Origin of the sequence: Fictibacillus sp. B-59209 (assembly GCF_036216745.1) — a bacterium.
GTDB classification, from domain to species: Bacteria; Bacillota; Bacilli; order Bacillales; family Fictibacillaceae; genus Fictibacillus_C; species Fictibacillus_C marinisediminis.
Genome location: NZ_JARMMC010000001.1, coordinates 21,644 through 43,481, shown reverse-complemented (window position 1 = coordinate 43,481; position 21,838 = coordinate 21,644). Strand labels below are relative to the sequence as shown.

21 protein-coding genes are annotated in these 21,838 nt (G+C 47.1%); 4 read left to right on the top strand and 17 right to left on the bottom strand.

All coding sequences use genetic code 11. The features are described from left to right. Nucleotides 1-21 precede the first annotated feature (21 nt). The 14 genes from dgoD to P4361_RS00140 all read right to left on the bottom strand — a co-directional run bounded on the left by dgoD (nt 22) and on the right by P4361_RS00140 (nt 15,211). Nucleotides 22-1,173, bottom strand: coding sequence for a galactonate dehydratase (gene dgoD / locus P4361_RS00205; RefSeq protein WP_328087687.1), 1,152 nt, complete (start codon nt 1,171-1,173; stop codon nt 22-24). A 30-nt stretch (nt 1,174-1,203) separates the two neighbouring features. Continuing rightward, nucleotides 1,204-2,550, bottom strand: a complete 1,347-nt coding sequence (locus tag P4361_RS00200) for a hypothetical protein (protein ID WP_328087685.1) — start codon at nt 2,548-2,550, stop codon at nt 1,204-1,206. Continuing rightward, nucleotides 2,547-3,809: a lactate racemase domain-containing protein gene (locus tag P4361_RS00195; protein WP_328087683.1), complete on the bottom strand. Its 1,263-nt coding sequence runs from the start codon at nt 3,807-3,809 to the stop codon at nt 2,547-2,549. Before P4361_RS00195 ends, P4361_RS00200 begins: the two co-directional genes overlap by 4 nt. Before the next feature lie 29 nt (nt 3,810-3,838). Further along, complete coding sequence (locus P4361_RS00190; RefSeq protein WP_062237486.1) at nt 3,839-4,891, bottom strand: TRAP transporter substrate-binding protein; 1,053 nt, start codon at nt 4,889-4,891, stop codon at nt 3,839-3,841. Nucleotides 4,892-4,916: 25 nt separating this feature from the next. Further along, entirely contained in the window at nt 4,917-5,942 is a 1,026-nt protein-coding gene (locus P4361_RS00185) for a C-terminal binding protein (RefSeq protein WP_328087681.1), read from the bottom strand. A gap of 19 nt (nt 5,943-5,961) precedes the next feature. Then, entirely contained in the window at nt 5,962-7,236 is a 1,275-nt protein-coding gene (locus P4361_RS00180) for a TRAP transporter large permease subunit (RefSeq protein ID WP_256224786.1), read from the bottom strand. After that, a complete protein-coding gene (locus tag P4361_RS00175; RefSeq protein ID WP_248254115.1) occupies nt 7,233-7,787 on the bottom strand; it encodes a TRAP transporter small permease in 555 nt (184 codons plus the stop codon). The genes P4361_RS00180 and P4361_RS00175 overlap by 4 nt, the downstream gene beginning before the upstream one ends. 38 nt (nt 7,788-7,825) lie before the next feature. Beyond that, a complete protein-coding gene (locus P4361_RS00170) occupies nt 7,826-8,851 on the bottom strand; it encodes a TRAP transporter substrate-binding protein (protein ID WP_328087679.1) in 1,026 nt (341 codons plus the stop codon). A 373-nt stretch (nt 8,852-9,224) separates the two neighbouring features. Further along, on the bottom strand, nt 9,225-10,106 hold the full coding sequence (locus tag P4361_RS00165; protein WP_328087678.1) for a LarC family nickel insertion protein: 882 nt from the start codon (nt 10,104-10,106) through the stop codon (nt 9,225-9,227). Continuing rightward, nucleotides 10,087-10,782: a nickel pincer cofactor biosynthesis protein LarB gene (gene larB, locus P4361_RS00160; RefSeq protein WP_328087677.1), complete on the bottom strand. Its 696-nt coding sequence runs from the start codon at nt 10,780-10,782 to the stop codon at nt 10,087-10,089. Before larB ends, P4361_RS00165 begins: the two co-directional genes overlap by 20 nt. A gap of 15 nt (nt 10,783-10,797) precedes the next feature. Continuing rightward, on the bottom strand, nt 10,798-11,613 hold the full coding sequence (larE, locus tag P4361_RS00155; protein WP_256224792.1) for an ATP-dependent sacrificial sulfur transferase LarE: 816 nt from the start codon (nt 11,611-11,613) through the stop codon (nt 10,798-10,800). Continuing rightward, nucleotides 11,600-12,886, bottom strand: a complete 1,287-nt coding sequence (larA, locus tag P4361_RS00150) for a nickel-dependent lactate racemase (RefSeq protein ID WP_328087676.1) — start codon at nt 12,884-12,886, stop codon at nt 11,600-11,602. Before larA ends, larE begins: the two co-directional genes overlap by 14 nt. A gap of 35 nt (nt 12,887-12,921) precedes the next feature. Then, nucleotides 12,922-14,052: a 2-keto-3-deoxygluconate permease gene (locus P4361_RS00145; protein WP_328087674.1), complete on the bottom strand. Its 1,131-nt coding sequence runs from the start codon at nt 14,050-14,052 to the stop codon at nt 12,922-12,924. After that, entirely contained in the window at nt 14,042-15,211 is a 1,170-nt protein-coding gene (locus P4361_RS00140; RefSeq protein ID WP_328087751.1) for a glycerate kinase, read from the bottom strand. Before P4361_RS00140 ends, P4361_RS00145 begins: the two co-directional genes overlap by 11 nt. 147 nt (nt 15,212-15,358) lie before the next feature. Between P4361_RS00140 and P4361_RS00135 the strand changes: the two genes are divergently transcribed. Then, nucleotides 15,359-16,465 (top strand): CdaR family transcriptional regulator, encoded by a 1,107-nt coding sequence (locus tag P4361_RS00135; protein WP_328087672.1) that lies wholly within the window; start codon nt 15,359-15,361, stop codon nt 16,463-16,465. 301 nt (nt 16,466-16,766) lie between these two features. Continuing rightward, nucleotides 16,767-17,228, top strand: a complete 462-nt coding sequence (locus P4361_RS00130; protein WP_175501751.1) for a universal stress protein — start codon at nt 16,767-16,769, stop codon at nt 17,226-17,228. Between the two features lie 63 nt (nt 17,229-17,291). On the opposite strand, the gene P4361_RS00125 is transcribed toward P4361_RS00130, so the two are convergent. After that, on the bottom strand, nt 17,292-17,855 hold the full coding sequence (locus tag P4361_RS00125) for a peptidoglycan-binding domain-containing protein (protein ID WP_091002562.1): 564 nt from the start codon (nt 17,853-17,855) through the stop codon (nt 17,292-17,294). 162 nt (nt 17,856-18,017) lie between these two features. On the opposite strand from P4361_RS00125, the gene P4361_RS00120 reads away from it, so the two are divergent. Then, complete coding sequence (locus P4361_RS00120) at nt 18,018-18,536, top strand: hypothetical protein (protein ID WP_328087668.1); 519 nt, start codon at nt 18,018-18,020, stop codon at nt 18,534-18,536. Between the two features lie 92 nt (nt 18,537-18,628). Here P4361_RS00120 and P4361_RS00115 read toward each other — a convergent pair whose 3' ends face one another. Further along, nucleotides 18,629-20,386: a glycoside hydrolase family 3 protein gene (locus P4361_RS00115; RefSeq protein WP_328087667.1), complete on the bottom strand. Its 1,758-nt coding sequence runs from the start codon at nt 20,384-20,386 to the stop codon at nt 18,629-18,631. A gap of 20 nt (nt 20,387-20,406) precedes the next feature. Further along, nucleotides 20,407-21,255 (bottom strand): endonuclease/exonuclease/phosphatase family protein, encoded by an 849-nt coding sequence (locus tag P4361_RS00110; protein ID WP_328087665.1) that lies wholly within the window; start codon nt 21,253-21,255, stop codon nt 20,407-20,409. 359 nt (nt 21,256-21,614) lie between these two features. Between P4361_RS00110 and P4361_RS00105 the strand changes: the two genes are divergently transcribed. Next, nucleotides 21,615-21,746: a hypothetical protein gene (locus P4361_RS00105; protein ID WP_265409368.1), complete on the top strand. Its 132-nt coding sequence runs from the start codon at nt 21,615-21,617 to the stop codon at nt 21,744-21,746. Nucleotides 21,747-21,838: the final 92 nt, after the last annotated feature.

Below are 21,838 nucleotides of genomic sequence, written 5' to 3'. Positions count from 1 at the left end.
TTTCACCGCCTCTTTTTTCTTTTACCACTCAGCCACACTGCCGTCTGCATTTCTCCATACCGGGTTTCTCCATTCATGACCCCGTTCAGCAGCCTCTTTCACACTCTCCTCACATACTTCAATTCCAAGACCAGGACCCTCAGGGATCTCGACAAAGCCATCGTCGTACTTAAATACAGAGGGATCAACAAGATAATCCAATAAATCACTGCCCGCGTTGTAATGAATGCCCAGGCTCTGTTCCTGAATGATCGCGTTAGGAGTACAGGCATCCAGCTGTAATGAAGAAGCCAATGCAATAGGTCCAAGCGGACAATGCGGGGCAACAGAAACGTCATAAGCTTCAGCCATGGCAGCTATTTTTTTACATTCCAGTATACCGCCGGCATGTGAAAGGTCAGGCTGAATAATGTCGACATACCCGTCTGTCAGCAGCTGCTTGAACCCCCATCTTGTATACTGCCTCTCTCCTGTTGCGATAGGAACGGTGGTATATCTGGCAATTTCTCTTAACGCTTCATTGTTTTCAGGCAGCACTGGCTCTTCAATAAACATCGGGCGGTAGGGTTCCAGTTCTTTGGCAAGAATCTTAGCCATAGACTTGTGGACTCTTCCATGAAAATCGATTCCGATGCCAAAATCCTTTCCTACCGCATCACGAACGGCCCCTATCCGGTTTATGGCTTCTTCAACCTTTGAAAAAGAATCAATATAATCCATTTCTTCTGTTGCATTCATTTTTACAGCGGTAAAGCCCTGCTCTGATTTTATTTTTGCTTCAGCCGCTACATCACTTGGCCTGTCTCCGCCGATCCATGAATACACTCTAATCTTTTCACGGGCTTTGCCGCCCAGCATTTCGTAAACAGGAAGGTTATATAATTTCCCCTTGATGTCCCATAAGGCCTGTTCAATCCCAGAGATCGCACTCATAAAGACTGGTCCGCCCCGGTAGAAGCCCCCACGGTACATGACCTGCCAATGATCCTCTATACGGCGAGGATCCTTACCCAAAAAATAAACCTTGAGTTCATTAACACATGCTTCCACTGTATTCGCTTTTCCCTCAACGATTGGTTCTCCCCAGCCCGAAATACCTTCGTCTGTTTCAATTTTTAAAAACAGCCAGCGGGGTGCGACTTTATACAGCTGAAATCCTGTAATCCTTGTCATATGACCTCCTTCTTTGGCACTGCTCTATTTTCATAGCAGCAGCAAGGCTATTATTGTGCCTACACTGCTGTATAGAAAGGCAAAGCCAATGTTCCAGAATGTAATGCGATAGGGATTCTGATTTAACAAACTTCCGGTTAAGGAAACGGTAATGTTATATGGCCCTGCCATAACGGTAGACAGCCCAGATGTAATAAGGACGATCGCAAAGCTCAAAGGGTTAACCTGTCCTAACAAAGGCTGAATGGCTTCACCCAGAATGCTGATGGTCACGAGGGGATGAAATCCAATCATGGCGAGCCCCAGAAAAATGATCTGAATCATAACGAACATATAAAAGGGCATATGCTGCACGGAAGCAAAAGGCTGCTGCAGATAGTCCAGAAAAGGTGTTTCTTTCAAGGTGCTGATTAAAAAACCGGCCGCCAAAAACAGAACGATGTAATTTTGCTGCGACCCGGCCCTGCGCCGCCATTCTCTTAAACTATAAGATGCATACGATTTAGCCCTCTTAATCAGCAGCGCCCAGATGATGGAATAGGGAAGGATCACGAGAGCGACAGACATGAGAAAATTCACGCCCAGCCATCTCTTGGCCAAAATGACCGCTGCAATAAATACGCTCAGATACAGAAGAAGGACAGCTACCTTTTTGGCGGTCCTGGCATCCAGCGGCACGTCCTCAGCCGCTGCAGACTGCTCCACCCGGAACTTCCGATACCGCAAGCCGATCAGCCAGTCAACGAATAAGAGAATCGTAGAAAACAAGAAAAGCCACGGCAGCAAGTGAACATAGTCAGAGTGTGTGATATCCACACTGATCGCAACCAGGATTTCCATCGGGCTCCATGCCAGGCAAAGGGCATATCCCCTGAGCATCGCCCGGCTGATGAAAAGGTCTCTGACATGGTCTTCTACCTTCTGAAGATTGCGCCGCAGCACCGATTCTACGAGCGGGATGGTCGCTATATTTAAAAAAGAGCCGAGCAGAAAACTGGCAAGAGAGCTTCTGTAATAGAGCTGCCCAAGATGGCCTACGCGCCGCTTGAGCAGTTTATTGACACTCTTATCGTACCGCCCGACGATAATAATACTGTTGATAAAAGGAAGAACATAAAAGATAACGAGCAGGACCACCGTTGAATTCATGTAATGCGGAAGCTCAAGGAGCGGCTTCTGCAAATAGAGATACAGAGAGAAGCCGATCACCATGAAAACCGTTCCAGTGATTTTGTATAAGCCTGACGCCTTGGGAAAGGAAAGAATGAGAGAAAACAGGGCAAGAATACCCGTCACTTCATCAAGCATGACGCTGTCCAAAAACAGATTCACTGTATAGGAAAAAACCATCATGCTGTAAACAGCGAGTAATATCACCCTTTTTCGCCAGCTATATTCATTGCCGCCGGTTCAGACAGCACTTCTATTTCCTTTTGTCCCTCCGCTTCCTCCATCAGGCTTTCCGAGATCCAGATATGCTCTAATTCAAGCGTATTTTTAATGCGGACGACCCTGGCTTTTGTAAGATCATACGCATTGCAGGTTTTAATGGCCGCTTTGATCGCCATTTCCTCACTTTCGAGAACCATCGGCACTTTGATGACGTTGATCACCGTACTCGTTAAGGCATTGGCATACCCTTTTTCCCAATGGATACTGTCAACCAATGCTCTTGTCGTCATGTCCGCCATGCCTATCCCGTTTGCATTTCCATGCGTCTTCTCTGTCAGGCCGAGTACGGCGATCCTGGACACTTTAGGTCCGCCAAAAGCATACGGGGTAGCATATCTTCCTGTAATGTTTGGATCCATTCCGTCACCCGAAATGTCTTTTCCGATCTCGTCGACGATCAGCACATCGATCGGATCAAACATGATCTTTGGCATAAGCTGCTTGGCTTCGAGCAAGAGTCCGGGCTCCGTCTGTTCGAGTTCTTCGGCTGGAACCGCCACGATTTTGGCGGGACGGTCATAGGCATTTTCAATCGTTCCAAGCCCAAAAATGACAGGAACCTTGGAGAGGACGATCTTGGCCATCTCTGGAACATGCTCGGCCATGTGTTTAAAACTGTAGGCATGGGCGGCTTCTGCTCCTTTTTGCTTTCCAAGGCCGATCGTGATCATTTTCATCAGTCCGCTTTCAACAGGACCGCGAAACGCAGTATGAGGCTTGATCCGGTTAATGACGATGACCTTATCTGCTTCATAGGCATGTTTATCGGTATACACCGGAAGTCCGTTTGGCAGAGTGCCGGTCTGCACGACTTCCATGCTCGACAGAATAGGTGCACCTGTTGACGCTTCCGTTACACCAAGCTGTTCGAGAACCTCCTGCTGCCCTTCAGCGGTCGCTCCGCCATGGCTTCCCATGGCAGGAACAATGAATGGAGAGCCTCCAACGGATTCGACCGCCGCTGCTGTCTCCCTGACAAGGATGGGAAGGTCAGCAACTCCCCGGCTTCCTACCGCAATGGCTACCCGGTCTCCCGGAGATATTCTCGATAAAAGGCCGGTATCCTTAAGGGTTTTCCGAACCTCCTCCGCTGTGTCTTCCAGCACAGGGGCATGGAAGACCTGCTTTACTTTCATCATCTTTGGCAAGGGTATGTCATGAAGAAGCTGTGATATGATTTCCATCCATCTTCCTCCTCAATTGGTGCTTCTCTTTATTGGTTTCTTACTTTGTCTACTTCATCCATCATTTGTTTGACCAGGTCTTCCCCAAACTTCTTGGCGTATTTATCGGTGACCGGCTTAATGATTTCTTTCATCTTTTCTTTTTCAGCATCAGATACTTCATTGACCTTCATGCCTGCTTTTTCAAGATCTTTCAACGCTTTTTCATTTTCTTTACGGTTTAAGTCGCGCTGATATTTACCGGCTTCCACCGCAGAATCCTTCATAATCTTCTGTTCTTCTTTAGACAGCCCGTCCCAGAATTTTTTGCTGACGAGAAAAACAAACGGTGTGTAGACGTGCTTTGTCATGCTTAAGTAAGACTGAACTTCATCGTATTTGCTTGATTTAATGGTTGCGAGCGGGTTTTCCTGGCCATCTACCGTTTTACCTTCCAAGGCCGTAAACACTTCTGAAAAAGCCATTGGTGAAGGATTGGCACCCAGCTGTTTAAAGGCATCCAGGTGAACCTCGTTTTGCATCGTTCTGATTTTCAGCCCTTTAAAGTCTGCCGCGGTTTTCACCGGATGTTTACTGTTCGTCAGGTTACGGAAGCCATTCTCCCAGTATCCGAGTCCAACCAGACCGTGTTCAGGCAGTTTTTTCAAAAGCTCTTGCCCCACTTTTCCATCAAGGACGGCATAAGCCTCTTTCTCGGTATTAAATACGAAAGGAAAATCAAAAATACCGTATTCCTTGATCATCCCAACAAGTGGAGACGTAGAAGGAACCGTAACCTCCTGAAGCCCGCCCTGCAATGCTTCTGTCATCTTCTGATCATCACCGAGAGTGGCACTGAAGAAGTTTTGGACTTTCATTTTCCCTCCGCTCTTCTTCTCCACAAGCTCTTTGAACTTAATCATTCCTTGTCCTTCTGGATGATCTTCATTTAAACCGATTCCTGCTTTAATCGTCCGCTGATGAATTCCGCTCTTCCCCGAACCCGAAGCTGTTCCTCCCGATTTGGAAGCACCGCAGCCCCCTAGAACCAACATTCCCGGAATGACAATCCCTATTGCCAGCTTTTTCACCCATTTTTTCATTTTCTTTCCCCCTTGAATAATTTGGCTAACTCATCACATAACGGTTTTCAGGCTGACTGGACTTAAGCTGCGATTGCTCTTTGACTTGAACATTGACAAGATATTTCGGAAATTCCTTGCAGATCAGCACATCCACTGCTCCGAGCGCAGCTTTTGTTCTCATCTCCTTCGCCGCTTCCTCGGAATACCAGGCGACATGCGGTGTAATAATCACATTCTCCATGGAGAGGAACGGATGGCTGACGGAAATCGGTTCATCCTCAATAACGTCCAGAGCCGCCCCGCCGATTTTTCCTGATTCCAGTGCATCAATTAAGTCTTGTTCATCCACAACCGGGCCCCTTGAAGTGTTGATCAGAAGGGCGGTGCTTTTCATCACAGAGAACAGTGAGGCATTGATCATTCCTCTTGTTCCCTCGGTCAATGGAGCATGCACGGAGATGACGTCTGATATCCGGCATAGTTCCTCAAGGCTTGCGAGCTGTACGCCTTTTTTCTCAGCTTCTTCCACAGGATAATACGGATCATAAGCCACCACCTTAAACCCCAGAGGCTTGACCTTTTCCGCGAGGCTTTGGGGGATTTTTCCGAATCCCACAAGTCCGAGCACCTGCCCGCGCAGCCGGTGGATCGGCTGGGTGACTTTAAAATCCCACAGCCCCTTCTTCACGTTTTGGTTGGCGACTACGACTTTACGTTTCGCAGAAAGCAGAAGGGCCAGCGCGTGGTCAGCCACTTCATCCATGCAATAATCCGGCACATTTGCGACACAGATTCCCTTCGCTGTTGCCGCTTCCAGATCAATCGTGTTGACGCCCACTCCATAACGGGTGATGACTTTGCATTTTTCGAGCTTCTCAATAACGGCTTTGCTGAGAGGAGCATACTGATTGATCAATGCGTCCGCATCCCAACAGGCCTCAATGACCTCTTCCTCTGTACGGCACTGGGCCGCAATCAGTTCTATTTCGGGATATTGATGAAAAACGGCTTCTTCAAACCGCAAATCATCATATTCCCAGTCTGTTACCACAACTTTAAACTTGCTCATCTCTTTCACTCCTTATTTATCAGGTAAACCATCCAAGCGGAACCATGACAAGGGACGGGAATAATATCAGCAGGATCAGCACGACCACTTCCACCAGGAGAAACGGCCATATTCCTTTCATAATGTCTTCCATACTGATCTTGCTGATTCCGCATACTACGTTCAATACTGTACCCACTGGAGGAGTCAGGAGACCGATGGCATTATTGATAATAAACAGAACTCCGAAATAAACCGGGTCAATTCCCGCTTGCTGTATAACAGGCATTAAAACAGGGGTAAGGATAAGAATCGTTGGTGTCATATCCATAGCCGTTCCGATCAGAATGACTAACAGGTTGATCATGAGCAGAATGAGCAGGGGATGACCCATAAGCGGCTCGAGCAGTCCAATGACTTGAGCAGGCAGATTGGCTACCGTAATCAGCCATGAGGATACAAGTGCTGCCGCCACAAGAAACATGACAACACTCGTCATCTTGGCCGCCCTTACCAAGATGGTAAAGAGCTCAGACACCTTCAGTTCGCGGTAGATCACCAATCCGACGAACAGCGCATAAACTGCCGCAACTACCGCCGCTTCAGTCGGTGTGAAGATTCCTCCGCGCAGGCCGCCGATAATAATGACCGGCAATAAAAGAGCCCAGAACCCTTTTCTGACAGAAATCAAAATCTCTTTCATGGATTTACGAGGCTGAACCTGCACCTTATCCTTGTGGGCAACAATGGCCCATGACACACAAAGCCCCACTGCCAGCATCACGCCAGGTACAATCCCAGCCATGAAAAGTTTAGTGATGGAGACACCGCTCGTGACCCCGAATATGATAAAGCCAATACTCGGCGGGATAATCGGAGCAATGATCCCCCCAGAAGCAATAAGACCGCTCGAACGGTTAATATCGTAGCCGCTCTTCACCATCATCGGGATCAAGATGGCTCCCAGTGCAGCTGTATCTGCTACAGCGGAGCCAGAAAGACTTGCAAACAAGACACTCGCAATGATGGCTACATAACCAAGGCCGCCTCTGATATGTCCAACCATGGACATGGCCATCTGGACGATACGCTGAGAGAGACCGCCGGCATTCATGGCTTCACCAGCCAGCATAAAAAATGGGATGGCCATCAATGGAAAATTGTCTGCTCCGTTGATTAAATTTTGCGCAATGATCTGACTGTCGAAGATACCGAGAAAGAACATAAGAGCAACCCCGCTTAACAGCAGAGCAAACGCTATTGGCATACCAAGTGCCATCGTTCCAAGGAGAGACCCTATAAACACTCCAATCATGCTTGTTTTTCCTCCTTTCCTAAATTGCCTTCCTGATAATCTACCAATTCTTCTGAATCACTGATTAAGATCAGATCTTCATCCTTTAGCTTGTTGAACAGAACTTTATACAGATTGTTGATAAGTATTAACCCCATGGCTAAACTGACTAAAATCCCCGTTCCATAAACGAACGAAAGCGGCAGGCCTGTAGCAGGTGCTTTACTGTCCATATTGATAACGGTCATCTTCCAGCTTCCTTCCATCACCAGAAAGAGAACAAACAGCATAAGCAGATCACTGACCACAAGGACAGCTTTCTTTGCTCCCCTGGGCAGCCGCCTGACCAGCATGTCCACCCCAAGGTGCTCCTTGCTTTTAAAAGCACCAATGGCTCCAAGAAATGTCAGCCAGACAAATAAGTAACGCGACATCTCTTCTGACCATGTAATTCCTGAGTTGAAAAGGTAGCGCAATATCACGTTTCCAAATACAAGAATGACCATTAACCCCAGTGCTGCAGCCATAAAAATATTCAGCATTTTTTCCAAGAACCTTGAGACCTTCTCCATCTTCTTCTCCCACCTTTCATCCCGATTTACCGCCTGTATTATTGTTCAGCTTTTATCCTTTTAACGAGATCCTCGGCCCAGTCATACTGCTTGTAGAATCCGTCGTACATTGGCTTTGCTGAATCTTCCATTTTCTTCTCAAATGCTGCATCAGGTGTTGTAAATTTCACCTTTTTCCCTGACAGGAACTTTTTATCAGCATCATAGCTTTTTTCCATCAGATCAAATTCATAATCAGCAGCGGTTTTGGATGCTTTTTCAATGATTTTTTGCTGTTTCTTGGACAGTCCATTGAAGAACTTGCTGTTGATGATGTAAATATTCGGACTGAACATGTGCTTGGATTCCAGTACATTACTCTGAACCTCATACCAGCCGGACGCCCGCAAAGTAGCTACCGGGTTATCCTGGCCATCCACCACTTTTTGTTCGAGAGCAGAAAACACTTCAGAAATCGGCATTGGTGTTACATTCATTCCCAGCAGCTTCCCAAGCTTGATATAGTTAGGGATGTTTGGCATTCTCATCCTCAATCCCTTTAGATCATCCATACTTTGAAGAGTTTTGTTACTGGAGAACATCCTGAATCCATTCGCGCTCCATGCCAGCGGCTTCACTCCATGCTTCTTTTCCAGGTCTTCAGTAAGTTCCTTGCCAATTGGCCCGTTCAGCACCTTCTTGACATGCTCATAATCCTTAAACAGAAACGGCCACTCAGGCACTGCCATCTTCTCAATGTCGGACTGCATGATCAGACCGGGTATCCCCATTTCAATCGTGCCGTTTCGCACCCCGTCATAAAATTCCTTTTCAGCACCAAGCGTGCTGTTGTCATAGATCTGAACCTTCAGCGTACCTCCCGATTCCTTTTCTACCATCGGCTTGAACTTTTCTCTCAGCGCTACGTTCTGAGGATGGTCTTTAGCAAAATAGTTGGCTATTTTGATCGTCTTTGTCTTTTCTCCAGAGGAGGAAGACGAAGGCTGGCTGCCGCAGCCTGTTAATAATACAGATGACAATAAAGCCGTACCCATTAAAATCCCTAAACTTTTTTTCAATTTCATCGAGTCCACCCTTTCTTTTCGTTTAGTTTTGAAAGCGGTAACATCTTTGCCGAAAAAATTTTGTATGTAAAGATGGAGAAACCGATTTTGTTTTACATTATAAAACTCTGTTCTTGTTATTAGCCGTAGAAAAGACATTGCTCCCTTAATGAATGTGCGTTGGACGTTCTTCTCTGGGTGCAATGCCTTAGTTGTTTTATAATATAAAACTCTGTTCTTTATTTTCATTTCTGTGAATATCATAGTACATGGTGTCAAAGCATGTCAATTCGTTTTTTTATTTTTCTGAAAACTAATGATAACCTACTATTTTTAGTCTGGCTTTGTTACATTGACTAACTGAGCTTTTAGTTAAAAGTAGTCTCAGCCGCAATCAAGCAAACTGCAACTCAAATAAAATAGCACGAAGCACGTTCGGATGTTCGAAGTCTTTCCGGCCGGCGCCATAGCCGATCCTATCGATCGCAAGCGCTGGCATGTAGCCATAATCATCCGCCAATGCCTTTAGAAAGCCAGCCCCAGTAGGTGTCGTTAATTCACCTCTTACATGGAAATCTTCAAGAGGAACCCCTCTCAGGATTTCCGCAGTGGCAGGAGCTGGAATCGGATAGAGACCGTGAGCCATCTTCACTTTCCCGTGGCCTGTTGGTACCGGAGAGGCTGTTATTCTATCAATCTCAAGACTTTCAAGGGCAAGGCACACGCCAATAATATCAATAATAGAGTCCATCGCACCGACTTCATGAAAATGAACCTCTCTCGGATCCATCCCATGAATCTTTCCTTCTGCCTCGGCGATCACTTCAAAGACCCTTCTGCTCCTGTCTTTTACCCGTAAAGGCAGATCACTCGTTTCAATCATCTCTAAAATGGTGGATGCCTTGCGATGTTCATGGTCATGATGATGGTGATGGTGATTATGTACGTGATGATGGGAATGGTGGTGCTCATGATGAGAGTGGGCATGTTGGTGGGAATGGCCCTCTTCTTCATGTTCATGATCGTGTTCATGGTGATGGTCTGTATCAGCTTGTGCCCCTACAGCCGCCAATTCAGCTTCCGCAAATTGAAGGTCCAGCAGGTTGGAGGAGATGCCCCTCTTATTGACCCGCTTGACCGCCATAGAAAACGGATCGATCGGCAAGCTCTTTAGATGCCCGGTAATATAAGCAAGATCTGCCCCCAGGTCAATGAGCGCAGACAAGGTCATATCACCCGAAATCCCATACTGGCAATCAAGATAGAGCTGTTTCATGATGAACCCCCTCTGTGGCAAGTTTAAGAATCAGCGCAGCTTGGTAGGCAGCCCCGAATCCGTTATCGATATTGACGACACTCATCCCTGAAGCGCAGGAAGTCAGCATGGCGAGAAGCGGTGTCAGTCCTTGCAGATGAGCGCCATAGCCGACAGAAGTCGGAACAGCAATAACAGGCCGCTGAACCATACCGCCTACAACACTGGGCAACGCTCCTTCCATGCCCGCCACGACAATAAGCACACTGGCCTTTTTAATTTCCTCCCGATAAGCAAGCAGACGGTCAATACCTGCGACTCCGACATCATACAGGCGGTTAACCTTGCAGCCCATCCAGTCCGCCGTGACTGCCGCTTCTTCAGCAACAGGAAGATCCGATGTTCCGGCGCATAGAACCATCACATCACCGCCGTATTTTTCCCTCGGTGAACCATAGAGCAAAATACGTGAGATGGCATGATAACGCGCATCAGGGTAGGCCTCAGTCAAGATTTCTGCTTTTTCTTCTGAAAGCCTCGTCACCATTACCTTGCCATGGGTCTCAATGAGCGGTTCCATGATCTGACGGATCTGTTCCGCTGTTTTTCCTTCTCCATAGATCACTTCCGGATAGCCTGTCCGCGTCTCCCGATCCAGATCCACTTTACTGAAGCCTAAGTCTTCAAACTTTTTCATCCCATTCGCCTCTCCTCACGTCGTTTTTGTTTCGGCAAGGACTTTGTTCATGCTTCCGCTCTTATAGCCGGTAAGATCCATCGTCACATAGGAATAGCCGAACTCCTGCAGCTTGGAGGTAATCTCCTCATGATGCTGAAGAAGCCGCTGCATCTCATGAGGCTCCACTTCGATCCGTGCCATGTCGCCATGAGTACGCACTCTCACCTGGCGGATGCCAAGCGCACGGATAGCCTGCTCTGAACGGTCGATCTTGCGGAGTTTTTCCATCGTAATCTCTTCGCCATATGCAATCCGTGATGAAAGACAGGCGAAAGAAGGCTTATCCCAGGTGGGCAGACCCATCTCTTGAGAAAGCTCACGGATTTCGCTCTTATACAGGTCCGCTTCCTGAATCGGTCCCCGTACGTTATATTCTCTTGCTGCTTTTGTGCCCGGCCGGTGTTCTCCCATATCATCGGCAATAAGACCGAACACTATATTCGCATAGCCATGCTCATGCATGATCGGTATCAAATGCTCAAACAGGCTCTTTTTACAAAAGTAACAGCGATTGGAGGTATTCTCAGAGTAGCCTGGAATGCTCAGTTCTGACGTTTCAATGACCTGGTGCCTGGCACCGAGAATGGCGGCAAAACGCTTGGCCTCCTCCAGCTCCTCAAACGGATAGGTTTCACTGTCGGCGGTCACCGCAAGCACGTTTTCCGTGCCAAGTGTATCAAGAGCCACTTTCAGCAGGAAGGTACTGTCGACCCCTCCTGAAAAAGCAACAACAACTGTCTTCATCCCGGTTAGAATCTCTTGCAGTTTCTCATACTTAGCCTGCAGCAATTGGATCCCTCCGTTCTTCTACATAGGGAATGGTAAGCGGACCGAGCGGCAATACCGCAACAGTCATATCCTGCCCGTACTTCTCCTTCAGCTCTTCAAGCGTCCCTTCGATATCATGGGTAGGCTTAAGAATAGCCCCTTTAACCTGTTCATCTGAGAGTTTTGAATAGACATACACATCCGCCCATACCTGGGTCACCGCCTGTTTTTGCACCTGCCATTGATCAAACATCTTAAACTCCGGATCATTGATCAGCTCCAGCAGTGCTTGAGGCGTTTGGGCAAACTGAAAGATCTTCGAATAGTTTCCATGATCCGGCAATCCGTCTGAACACTCTGAAGCAATAATGATCGTGCCGCCTTCTTTTACAATCTTATGGGCAGCACTCATCCCCTTCACAGCCTGATACAGATTTTGGTCAAGCGGATAGCCGGAATTGGAGGTAATGACGACATCAAACCGTTCTTCGCATTGGATCATGGCATGCTCTTTTGCAAACGCACACCCCTGGTCATGCGCTTCATACAGCTCACCGGCGAACACATTCGTGATTTCCTTCTCCCGGTTTAACGTCACGTTCAGCATGAAATGCGGTTTGCACATGCGGTTGATTTCCCGTGTCATCTCCTGAACTGGATTGTCCTCCATGTTTCCCCATGTGGAACGCGGGTCCCCGATCATCCTTGCATTATGGAACGTCATGATGGTCTCGATCCCGGCAATGCCAGGCATGATCCCTTTAGGACCGCCTGAAAAACCGGCAAAAAAGTGTGGTTCAATAAAGCCTGTAACGATGCGGAAATCAGCTTCCGCATACTCCTTGTTCAAATACACATCACAACCGAACTGGCTTCTTCCCAAATTTACAAGAGAGTCTTTATCATGGCATTGGTTGTTGATGATTCTGACATTATCCACGACCCATTCTCCAAGCATCTGAACAAATTCTTCCCTCGTCTGGTCCCTGTGCGTTCCTGTTCCGTTAATAATGACAAAGTTCTCAAGCGGCACATGCTCCAGTTCCCTGATCAGCAAAGGAACAAGCTTGTCATTCGGAGTTGGCCTCGTAATGTCGCTGATGACAATCGCCACTTTATCTGATGCTTTTACCATCTCCTTTAATGGAGGTGTACCGATCGGATGCCGCAGTGCCTCCATTAAAGCCTGCTCATCATTTTCAAGTCCCGGCAAATTGTTTGGCTCCACGATAAAAGCGGAATCAGGCAAACGAAGCGTCAGCCCTTCTTTTCCATATAACAAGGTCGATTCCATTTACGCTCTCTCCTTTTGTATAGGAATGTTCTGTATCAGACAGTAGTTGAAGGAACACGTTCTTCCTGGCTCGAGCCGCTCTCCAGCTCAAACTTCTCTAGCCGGCCATTGATTCCTTTTCTTCTTTGATACTTGTCCACCAAAATGACTGCGATCGGGCATAATAGAGCCGTTGTTAGGGTGGCAATCGAGATCTGTGCGGTGGCGATGTTCACAATATCCTGGTAGGACTGTGCTTCAGCGGCACTCATCATTCCCGACCCTGCGGCAACGGACGCCGCAGCAGCTATGGCTGCAGGCGTACCGGCTGCGTTCCCTGCTGTGGAAGCTTCGGATACCGGTGCGATATAGCTTTTTTCCCTGAATAATTTAAACACGAGAATGCCAGTGAATCCAGTAAGAACTGTCGTTAGAATTCCTATTGTAAGACCTGCAGTAACGACTGAAGGGTTAAAGAAACTCGCCAGGTTCATACCGGCTCCGAGTGCGAAGGCAAAGAACGGAACAGGCAGAATTTCTCCCGCCTTGAGAAAATCGCGAATATCTTCGTCCAAATTTCCGAGAATCATCCCAATCGCGATCGGCAAGAGAACAGCAATGAAAGCAATGATCGGAAAGCTGGATCCCAAAAGGCCCAATGACATTAACGTGAAAAAAGGTCCGTCGTTCAAGGAGAGCACTGCTACTGCCCCAACGTCAGAACGGTTGCCGTACTGGCCCGTGAGCGCGGCATACATTCCTCCGTTTCCATTCGTCATCGCCGCGATAATCGCCAGAGTCGATAAGCCGAACAAACCATCCATTGGATCAAAGAAGTAGCCGAACAGCAATCCCACAGCAAGCCCGGTCAGATACTTGGAAGTAGTGAGCAGCACACCTTTTTTTAGGGCGGCGCCTCCTACACGCAAATTCATCTGGCTGCCCGCGCAAAAGAGAAAGAGGGCAATCAAGACAAGGGCACTGTCTTTAAACAGTTCCTGAGAGAATCCCCCAATCCTCAAAAACTCGTAATAGCCTTCGGGTGTCTTTGCCACACCAAGTGATTTTAAAAATTTCATCACAGGTTGAAGATGAAGCTGATCCACCGTATTAAGCAACGCACCGAACAATAAAGGCACGACCATTAATCCGCCTGGCACTCTTTCAATCGTTTGTTTAAGTTTCATAGTGTAAAACCCCGCTTTCCGTTTTTTTATTGCACTGTATAAACGTTCTTACGAGCTGTTCTGCACTATACTCCAGTAATTGAGGCGCACGCTGCATCGCCTCCTCTAGTGTTAATGGCTGCTGGACCATACTTGTTATACTGATCACTCCGTATTGATAGAGAACTTCAATCCCTTCTCCGACAGAACCGGCAAGAATCATCGTTGGAACTCCGCTTTGTTTGGCCCGCTGTGCCACACCCATCGGCGTTTTTCCTGAAGCGGTCTGAAAATCAACTCTTCCTTCACCTGTAATGACGAGGTCCGCTCCATCCAGAGCCTGCGGCAAACCGGCATACTCTGTGACAACGTCCACTCCCCTTTTCATCTGTGCCGGAAAGAAAGCCTGGAACGCGCCGCCGATCCCGCCTGCTGCTCCGGCACCGGGCATATCGTGAAGCCTGATTCCTGTCGCTTGCTCCACCATATCTCCCCAGTGGACCATATTTTTATCGAGTAGTTTCACCATCTCTTCTGTCGCCCCCTTTTGCGGGCCGAAAACAGCAGATGCGCCTTCCTTGCCGACCAGCGGATTTTGCACGTCTGAGGCAATCAGAAAGGTGCATTCTTTCACTCTCGGGTCGAACCCGGACAGGTCTATTTCTTTTATGTTATGAAGCTCACCGCCTCCGAACGGGACACTTTGTCCGCTCTCATCCAGCAGCTTTAAACCTAAAGCTTGCAGCATTCCCGCTCCGCCGTCATTTGTAGCGGATCCTCCGATCGCCAATACAAAAGAACGAAAACCGTCATCGAGCCCCTGTTTGATCAATTGCCCCGTGCCATATGTGGTCGCTGTCAGAGGATTAAGCTCTTCAGGAGAAACAAGGCACAGGCCTGAGGCAGATGCCATCTCAATCACACAAGTCTTTTGATCTCCCAATATGCCATATTCAGCACTGAGCTCACTGTGAAGAGGACCGGTAACCCGAACCGTTTTTTTCCTTCCACCCGTTGCAGCAACCAAGGTATCCATCGTTCCTTCACCCCCGTCAGCTGCCGGCACGAGAATGGTCTGGATCGTGGAATCGGCTTTCTTCACTCCCTGTTCTATGGCTTCCGCTGCCTCTACCGCCGTTAAGCTTCCTTTATAGGAATCGGGAGCGATCACAATTTTCATCATTAGAACCCCTTCCTGAGAAAACGCTTTCAGTTTCCGTTTTTTTATATTATACTTGTCTGAAAATTAGAAATCTATGGTCGAAACAACTATAATATCAGGTTAATAACTTTGTTTTTTTGTAGGATTCTAACAATGGAGGCCCTAATGCTTACAACAGAGATGGCTGAGATGATTGTAAAAGAAACATCTGCCCGCCTAAACCGAAACGTCAATATCATGAGCAATAAAGGAATCATTATCGCTTCCTGTGACTCTTCGCGCCTGTATCACATGCATGAAGGTGCATTAGAGGTATTGCGAACCGAACAGCCTTTTACCATTCCGATTAATCACAAAGGAAAATGGAAAGGAGCTCAATCCGGCATTAACCTGCCGATTGTTTTTGATCATAAAATTGTCGGTGTGATCGGAATTACTGGAGATCCAGAGGAAATGAGGGACTTTGGGGGACTGGTAAAAATGACAACCGAACTGCTGATCACGCAGGCTTACATGGCCACACAGGCGGAGTGGCAGCAGCGAACGAAGGAAATGATCATTGAAAACCTGCTTAAAGAGGTGCCCGCCATGGAACATATCGAGCGCCGGCTAAGCCTCCTTCACATCAGCCTTGCTCCTCCCTTTTATACCGTTGTGATCCAGCTGGAGGACCGTTCTCTTTCCGATACGATGATTCTTCAGCATCTTGAAAAAGCAGCTGGTGCATCCAGCTGCCTGATTGGCTTTGTGAACACCAACCGCTTATGCATTGTCCTTTCCGGCATCGGGGATGAAATGATCCAAAAGAAGGTAGAGGCGATCGATCAGGTGCTGAATTTTCTAAGACTGACTTTCCGGTTGGCTTACAGCACGCTTTTTATGGACCTTAAAATGTTTAATCAATCATATGAAGATTGTTCTCTTGCACTTGAAATCAGTGATGTTCATCAGAAAGTTGTCTCGTTTGCCGAGCTTGAAGCAAAAGCGCTCATCTATCAAACGGAAACAGCAGCCGGCACAAGACTCATTAAGCGCGTGCTCCATCGATCATTGCGTCCATTGATTGAAACCCTGCAGGTATTTTTTGAACATCATCTCAACATGCAGAAAACGGCAGATCACCTTCACATTCACCGTAATACGCTGATCTACAGGCTCAATAAGATAAAAGAAGAAACAGGGTATGACCCCAGGAATTTTAAGGATGCCCTTACCCTGCAAATGGCAATATGGATCTTGGAGAAAAAGGAAAAGGAAAAGGAATTGAATTAACTCTTTGCTGTGGCCCAAAATATGCCCTTTTTCATATACGGGCGCGTTTGGGAGATTTTCTGGCGCGTTCGTGAAAAATACGGGCGCGTTCCACAAATTTACGGGCGCATTCGAACAAAATACAGGCGCGTTTCCCAAATTTACGGGCGCCACCTACTTCCCCCCTCGCAAAAGGGTTTAAAACCTCTAGCATTAGGTTATTGAAAAGTATAAACACTACTTTTAACACTAAGCCATTGAACAGAACATACTCTAGTGCTTCTCGCTGCTATTTTCACTTGAAAAAAGGAGGAGAATGATCATGAAGTATGGAAAAATTCTCGTGGCCATGGATGGATCGGAAGGAAGCAAACAGGCGCTGGAATACGGAATTGAGCTGGCAAATAGCATGGGCAGCGAATTAACGCTGGCTCATGTCTTGAATGAGCCTGCTTACCCGCTTTATGGAGAAGGGTATTCGATGGCGGCTTATCAAGATTCGATCGAACAGGAAGTCAGACAGGCAGCCACCCTGGAAAAAAGTCATGGGGAAGAGCTTTTAGCTCAAGCGAGCGACGCTGTTCCGAAGGATTTTATCAACGTAAAAACAGAACTGCTCGAAGGAGAAGCAGCTCGCTCCATCTGTGCCTATGCCAGCACAAATAACATCGACCTGATCATCATGGGAAGCCGCGGCCTAAGCGGATTAAAGCGTTTGGTGCTCGGAAGCGTCAGCCAAAGAGTGCTTTCCGAAGCGAACTGCCCGGTATTAGTGACGAAATAGGACAACAAGCAAAAAGCTTGCAGGCCTCTAATGAGACTGGCAAGCTTTTTCTGTGAACAGGAATCAGTCATGCAGAACTTTATCAAGTAGGATTCTTGTGTCTGCATCAAATACACCCGTATCCTTTACCTCAGGGTATTTCTTTTGAAACGTAAGAACAGCTGCTTTTGTTTTAGGGCCATAGATTCCGTCAACTGTAAGAGCAGACCCAATTTCATTTAGCGCTTTCTGGAGAATGCGGACCGCTTCCCCCTTGCTGCCTTCCTTCAAAACAATTTCCGGAAAACCAGAGGAATTGATTTTTTCCGAAAGGGCAGCATGTGTTTTCTTCCCATAAATGCCATCGACAACTAAATTTTTAGTACTCTTTTGAAATTTAATAACGGCATTTTTTGTTTTTGAACCGTAGATTCCGTCTGTTTTCAAACCGGCCGCCACTACTTTATTTAACGCCCATTGTAAAACTTTAACGTTTTCTCCTCTGTCTCCCGCTTTCAGCACGCCTGATTTTGGCAGCTGAAAAATAGAATAATCGGGCTTTTCTTGTGCTCCCGCAATTGAAGGTGCTCCCATAAGCAAGGCTGATGCTGTCAATACTGAAGCCGTAACTTTTTTCCATGGTTTCATAATAAGACCCTCTCCTTAGACTCTCATTTTTTTATAAATCATTTGTGATTTACAATTCATTAGTCGTCACCGCACTTCAGAAGTTACAAAGAAAAAATACTTTTATCGCCCAAATTATGGTATAATATTCGGAATAATTAGAAAATAAAAGGAAGTGATTTCATGAGCATATTCGTTAGGCAAAAGAAAACACTCACTGTCCTTGCCCTTCTATTGTTCACCATTGCTGGATCGGCCTGGTACTATATCTCAACCACTTCCGTAACCGAACAGGTGGAAGCCTCCGGGACAGGACAAGCCTCTGCTGAATCCTACTCAACGATCATTTCTTCTTACCATCAATATTACAACAGGACCCTTTGCTTTGATGCCGATAACCACATCAACTGGAATGATCAGCAGGAACATGCACGCCAGCTCGTATCCAGAATTGAAACGCTCCAGGTAAAAAATGAAAACGTAGAGAAGGATTTGCAGAACGCCAAAGACCTGGCGCAGGATGTGGCAGCCTCTAAAGACAGAACAGCCCTGCTCTATCTGCACCGGATCTTCCATGACCTAGATAAAGCCGTAAATCATTACAAACAAAAAGACAGCTTCGGCTATACCTACACTGGAACCGGAAAACGCTGGTTCGGTGGCGGAGTCAATAAAGTAGAAGGATATATTGCAAAAAATTAAACGACCGTTTAAATGAAAAGAGGGCTGTCCAAGAAATCAACCACTCCTAAAAGCAGCAAAGGTTACGAAAACAGCCTTTTCGATTCAAAAAATTAGTAACTCAACCCAAACCCAAACTCGTACTTCCCGGGAATCGTAACCGGCAGCTTTCCGCTCGGGTTGATCTCGCCGACAAGCGCTTTGGCAAGCGACCTAACAGATACATTTTGATTTCCATAGGTTAAGATATTGGACGTAACGTCCGGCAGGGTAATAATGTCGTACGGATTGCGCAAGGAGGCAAGCACCACTGGTTTACCCGCCGCTTGCAGGGCCTTTACGAATTTCTGCTGAGCACTGTTCGTGTTAGCCGTATAAGCGGTAACCACCACGAGATCCGTGCTGGACGCTTGGTTCACAGCACTCGCCAGCTCGGCTGCAGTCGGACTGGCTGAGGTCGCATACCCGCTCGCCGCTATTCCTTTTTCGTTCAAAGCTGCGGCCAGCTCTGCCGGCTTACCGAGAGACGGCCCGGTCACGAGCACCTTGCTTCCCTCTTTTAAAGGCAGCGTATGGTTGTCATTTTTGATCAGGGTAATCGAGCGATCCGTCATATTTTCCGCTTTCTGAAGATTCTCTAGAAGTCCGATCTGGTTGATCGCACTTGGATCTACTAACGGCTGGTGAAACAAGCCGCGTTTAATTTTGGCTTTTAGAATTCGAATCACGGACTGATCCAGACGTTTTTCAGAGATTTCTCCGCTCTTCACCGCATTCAGCAGCCCATTATACGCAACGTCCACATCCGGCGGATTTAAGAGAATGTCTGCCCCAGCTTTAAATGCTTCTACCGGCACGCGGTCAGGCGGTACGATATTGGCACCTGACATACCCAGGCTGTCCGTGATGATCAGCCCTTTGAATTTCATTTTTTCACGAAGCAGGCCGGTCAGGATTGGCTTCGATAACGTAGCCGGCATACCGGAATCATCAAGCGCAGGAACGACAAGATGGCCGGACATGATCGCATCGATGCCTGATTTAATAGCAGCCTTAAACGGCTTGAGGTCAACTTCATTCAATGTCTTCAGATCATGGTTGATGATGGGAAGACCAGAATGTGAATCCACATCTGTGTCACCGTGGCCCGGAAAATGCTTGGCGGTCGCCATCATGTTCTGTTCCTGATAGCCCTTCACCTGGGCGACTCCCATACGCGCGACGACATCCGGATTTTCAGAAAATGAACGGACACCGATGACCGGATTGTTAGGATTCACGTTCACATCCAGATCAGGAGCAAAGTTCAGATTGATTCCGAGGCTTTTCAGCTCAAGTCCCATGATGCTGGCCGACTGTCTGGCATAGTCTGTGGATTGAGCAGCAGCCAGCGCCATGTTCCCAGGGAAAACGGTGCCTGGCTCCGTCACCCGTGCCACAACTCCCCCTTCCTGGTCAGTGGAAACGAACAGCGGAATTGGAATCCTTTGTTTCATCGCCGCTTTTTGAATGCCATTAGACAGGGCGTTTACTTGAGCTTTATCCACCGGCATCCCGATATTATCGGTCCAGTTAAAATAAATGACGCCTCCCAAGTGGTACTTCTCAATCGCTTCTGCGAAGTTTTTCGCTCCTCGTTTTTGCTTGATATTGATTTGTTCATACGCAGGATCCTCAGCTGTTTTTCCATACACATGAATGATAAACACTTGGCCTGCCTTTTCTTCAACCGTCATGTGTTTCACAATACGCTTCAGCCAGGCATCATCCTTCTCCTTTTTCACCGGGCTTGAAGCGGCGAGTGACGATTGAGGAAAGACCAGCATAATGGCCATAATAATGAACAACGCTCGAATAAACTTGCTCGTCATTTTACTCCCTCCTTAATGTTTTATCTGCGCGGAATGGTCAGGTCCGCAATAATCGGACGGTGATCGGAAGCGAGTGTGTCGGTAATAAACGAAGATCTTGATTCGATCCGCGGTGAGGTTAAAATGAAGTCGATCTTGGATGAAGGTTTGTTCGCTGGAAACGTGCTCCCTGGTTCCCCGCTTCTCCATGTATCTTGGAGAGTGCTGAAAAGCGGCTTTAGTTCTGGTGCATTCGGCTGGGCGTTCATGTCTCCGAATAAAATCTTTTGGCGGGAGCTCTCGGAAAAGATAGAGAGCATATCGTTCACTTGCATGGACCGGACGGCTGGATCCGCTCGGTAATCGAGGTGCGTGGAATAGACATGAAGCTTGATCCCTCTAACATTGATCAAGGTTTGGGCAAAACCTGGTGCAGGAGCTGGAACCGGGTTGGGAACTTGCGTAGACAGTCTTGTGATCTCACGGTTCTCTGCCTTCAGAATGGGATACTTGCTTAAAACAGCGACCCCAAACTGGCGGTTCGGTTCTCCGGCATTCAGCGGCGGCAGATCATAGATTGGTGCGAAAAAATAATTCATTTGAAGCTTTTCAGCAAGGAGTTTAATATCGTCTTCAAACAAACTCCGGCTGCTCCAATGAACATCCACTTCCTGCAGCCCGATGATCTCGGCACCCGACTGGCGGATCACTTCAGCCTGAGCATTCAGATCATACACGTTCCCCATGCTGTTTCCGTAGTGAAGGTTATAGCTCATCACGCGGATATTGACTTTGTGCCCATTTCCCTGATCAGCCGCACTGGCGGCTAAAGGAGCAGAGAGCCCGGCGAAGAGTATAACCAGCAGCATACAGACTACTAGCTTTTTCATTTTCCTTCCTCCTCTCATTTCACATTCCTTTCCTTCCCTAAGATGTCATTTAAAGGGTATTATTCTGCCGACAGGTTGTCTATACCACTATGAGCCTATCTTTCAGAGCATTTTTTCAACGATCAATACTGATAAAATTAAGAAAGGAAAAATTAGTAAAAAAGTTATGTAAGAAAATTGTGTAAATTGCGACATTTTACCCAATGCAAAACTATTAATATTTGCTATTATTGTTGTAAATTGTAAGATATTGTTGAAGGAAAAGGAGGCCGGGAGCTTTTATTATTCGAAGTCCTGCACCCGAGAAACTTCAGCAGAAACAAAGACATAGAAAAAAATAAATATTGAGGGGTGTCAATATGAAGAAAATGGCAAGTGCTCTTGTAGGTATTGCGTTGGCTGGTGCTTTGTTGATTGGCGGCTATATCGCGGATCATTCAGCGGTAACGAATGCGGAACACGGAAAGACATTTTCTACGACAAATGGGTAACTGGCTGCAGATTTGTACTCCCAGACATTCACATAAACAGCAGAGAGGGAAAGAGAGCAATCTCCTTTCCTCTTTTTTTATGGGTTGCCAAC

Excerpts from the sequence above, each read along its gene's own strand:
- dgoD (WP_328087687.1), bottom strand. The coding sequence starts at position 1,173 with ATGACAAGGATTACAGGATTTCAGCTGTATAAAGTCGCACCCCGCTGG.
- P4361_RS00195 (WP_328087683.1), bottom strand. The coding sequence starts at position 3,809 with ATGGAAATCATATCACAGCTTCTTCATGACATACCCTTGCCAAAGATG.
- P4361_RS00190 (WP_062237486.1), bottom strand. The coding sequence starts at position 4,891 with ATGAAAAAATGGGTGAAAAAGCTGGCAATAGGGATTGTCATTCCGGGA.
- P4361_RS00185 (WP_328087681.1), bottom strand. The coding sequence starts at position 5,942 with ATGAGCAAGTTTAAAGTTGTGGTAACAGACTGGGAATATGATGATTTG.
- P4361_RS00180 (WP_256224786.1), bottom strand. The coding sequence starts at position 7,236 with ATGATTGGAGTGTTTATAGGGTCTCTCCTTGGAACGATGGCACTTGGT.
- P4361_RS00175 (WP_248254115.1), bottom strand. The coding sequence starts at position 7,787 with ATGGAGAAGGTCTCAAGGTTCTTGGAAAAAATGCTGAATATTTTTATG.
- P4361_RS00170 (WP_328087679.1), bottom strand. The coding sequence starts at position 8,851 with ATGAAATTGAAAAAAAGTTTAGGGATTTTAATGGGTACGGCTTTATTG.
- P4361_RS00165 (WP_328087678.1), bottom strand. The coding sequence starts at position 10,106 with ATGAAACAGCTCTATCTTGATTGCCAGTATGGGATTTCGGGTGATATG.
- larB (WP_328087677.1), bottom strand. The coding sequence starts at position 10,782 with ATGAAAAAGTTTGAAGACTTAGGCTTCAGTAAAGTGGATCTGGATCGG.
- larA (WP_328087676.1), bottom strand. The coding sequence starts at position 12,886 with ATGGAATCGACCTTGTTATATGGAAAAGAAGGGCTGACGCTTCGTTTG.
- P4361_RS00145 (WP_328087674.1), bottom strand. The coding sequence starts at position 14,052 with ATGAAACTTAAACAAACGATTGAAAGAGTGCCAGGCGGATTAATGGTC.
- P4361_RS00140 (WP_328087751.1), bottom strand. The coding sequence starts at position 15,211 with ATGAAAATTGTGATCGCTCCCGATTCCTATAAAGGAAGCTTAACGGCG.
- P4361_RS00135 (WP_328087672.1), top strand. The coding sequence starts at position 15,359 with ATGCTTACAACAGAGATGGCTGAGATGATTGTAAAAGAAACATCTGCC.
- P4361_RS00130 (WP_175501751.1), top strand. The coding sequence starts at position 16,767 with ATGAAGTATGGAAAAATTCTCGTGGCCATGGATGGATCGGAAGGAAGC.
- P4361_RS00125 (WP_091002562.1), bottom strand. The coding sequence starts at position 17,855 with ATGAAACCATGGAAAAAAGTTACGGCTTCAGTATTGACAGCATCAGCC.
- P4361_RS00120 (WP_328087668.1), top strand. The coding sequence starts at position 18,018 with ATGAGCATATTCGTTAGGCAAAAGAAAACACTCACTGTCCTTGCCCTT.
- P4361_RS00115 (WP_328087667.1), bottom strand. The coding sequence starts at position 20,386 with ATGACGAGCAAGTTTATTCGAGCGTTGTTCATTATTATGGCCATTATG.
- P4361_RS00110 (WP_328087665.1), bottom strand. The coding sequence starts at position 21,255 with ATGAAAAAGCTAGTAGTCTGTATGCTGCTGGTTATACTCTTCGCCGGG.
- P4361_RS00105 (WP_265409368.1), top strand. The coding sequence starts at position 21,615 with ATGAAGAAAATGGCAAGTGCTCTTGTAGGTATTGCGTTGGCTGGTGCT.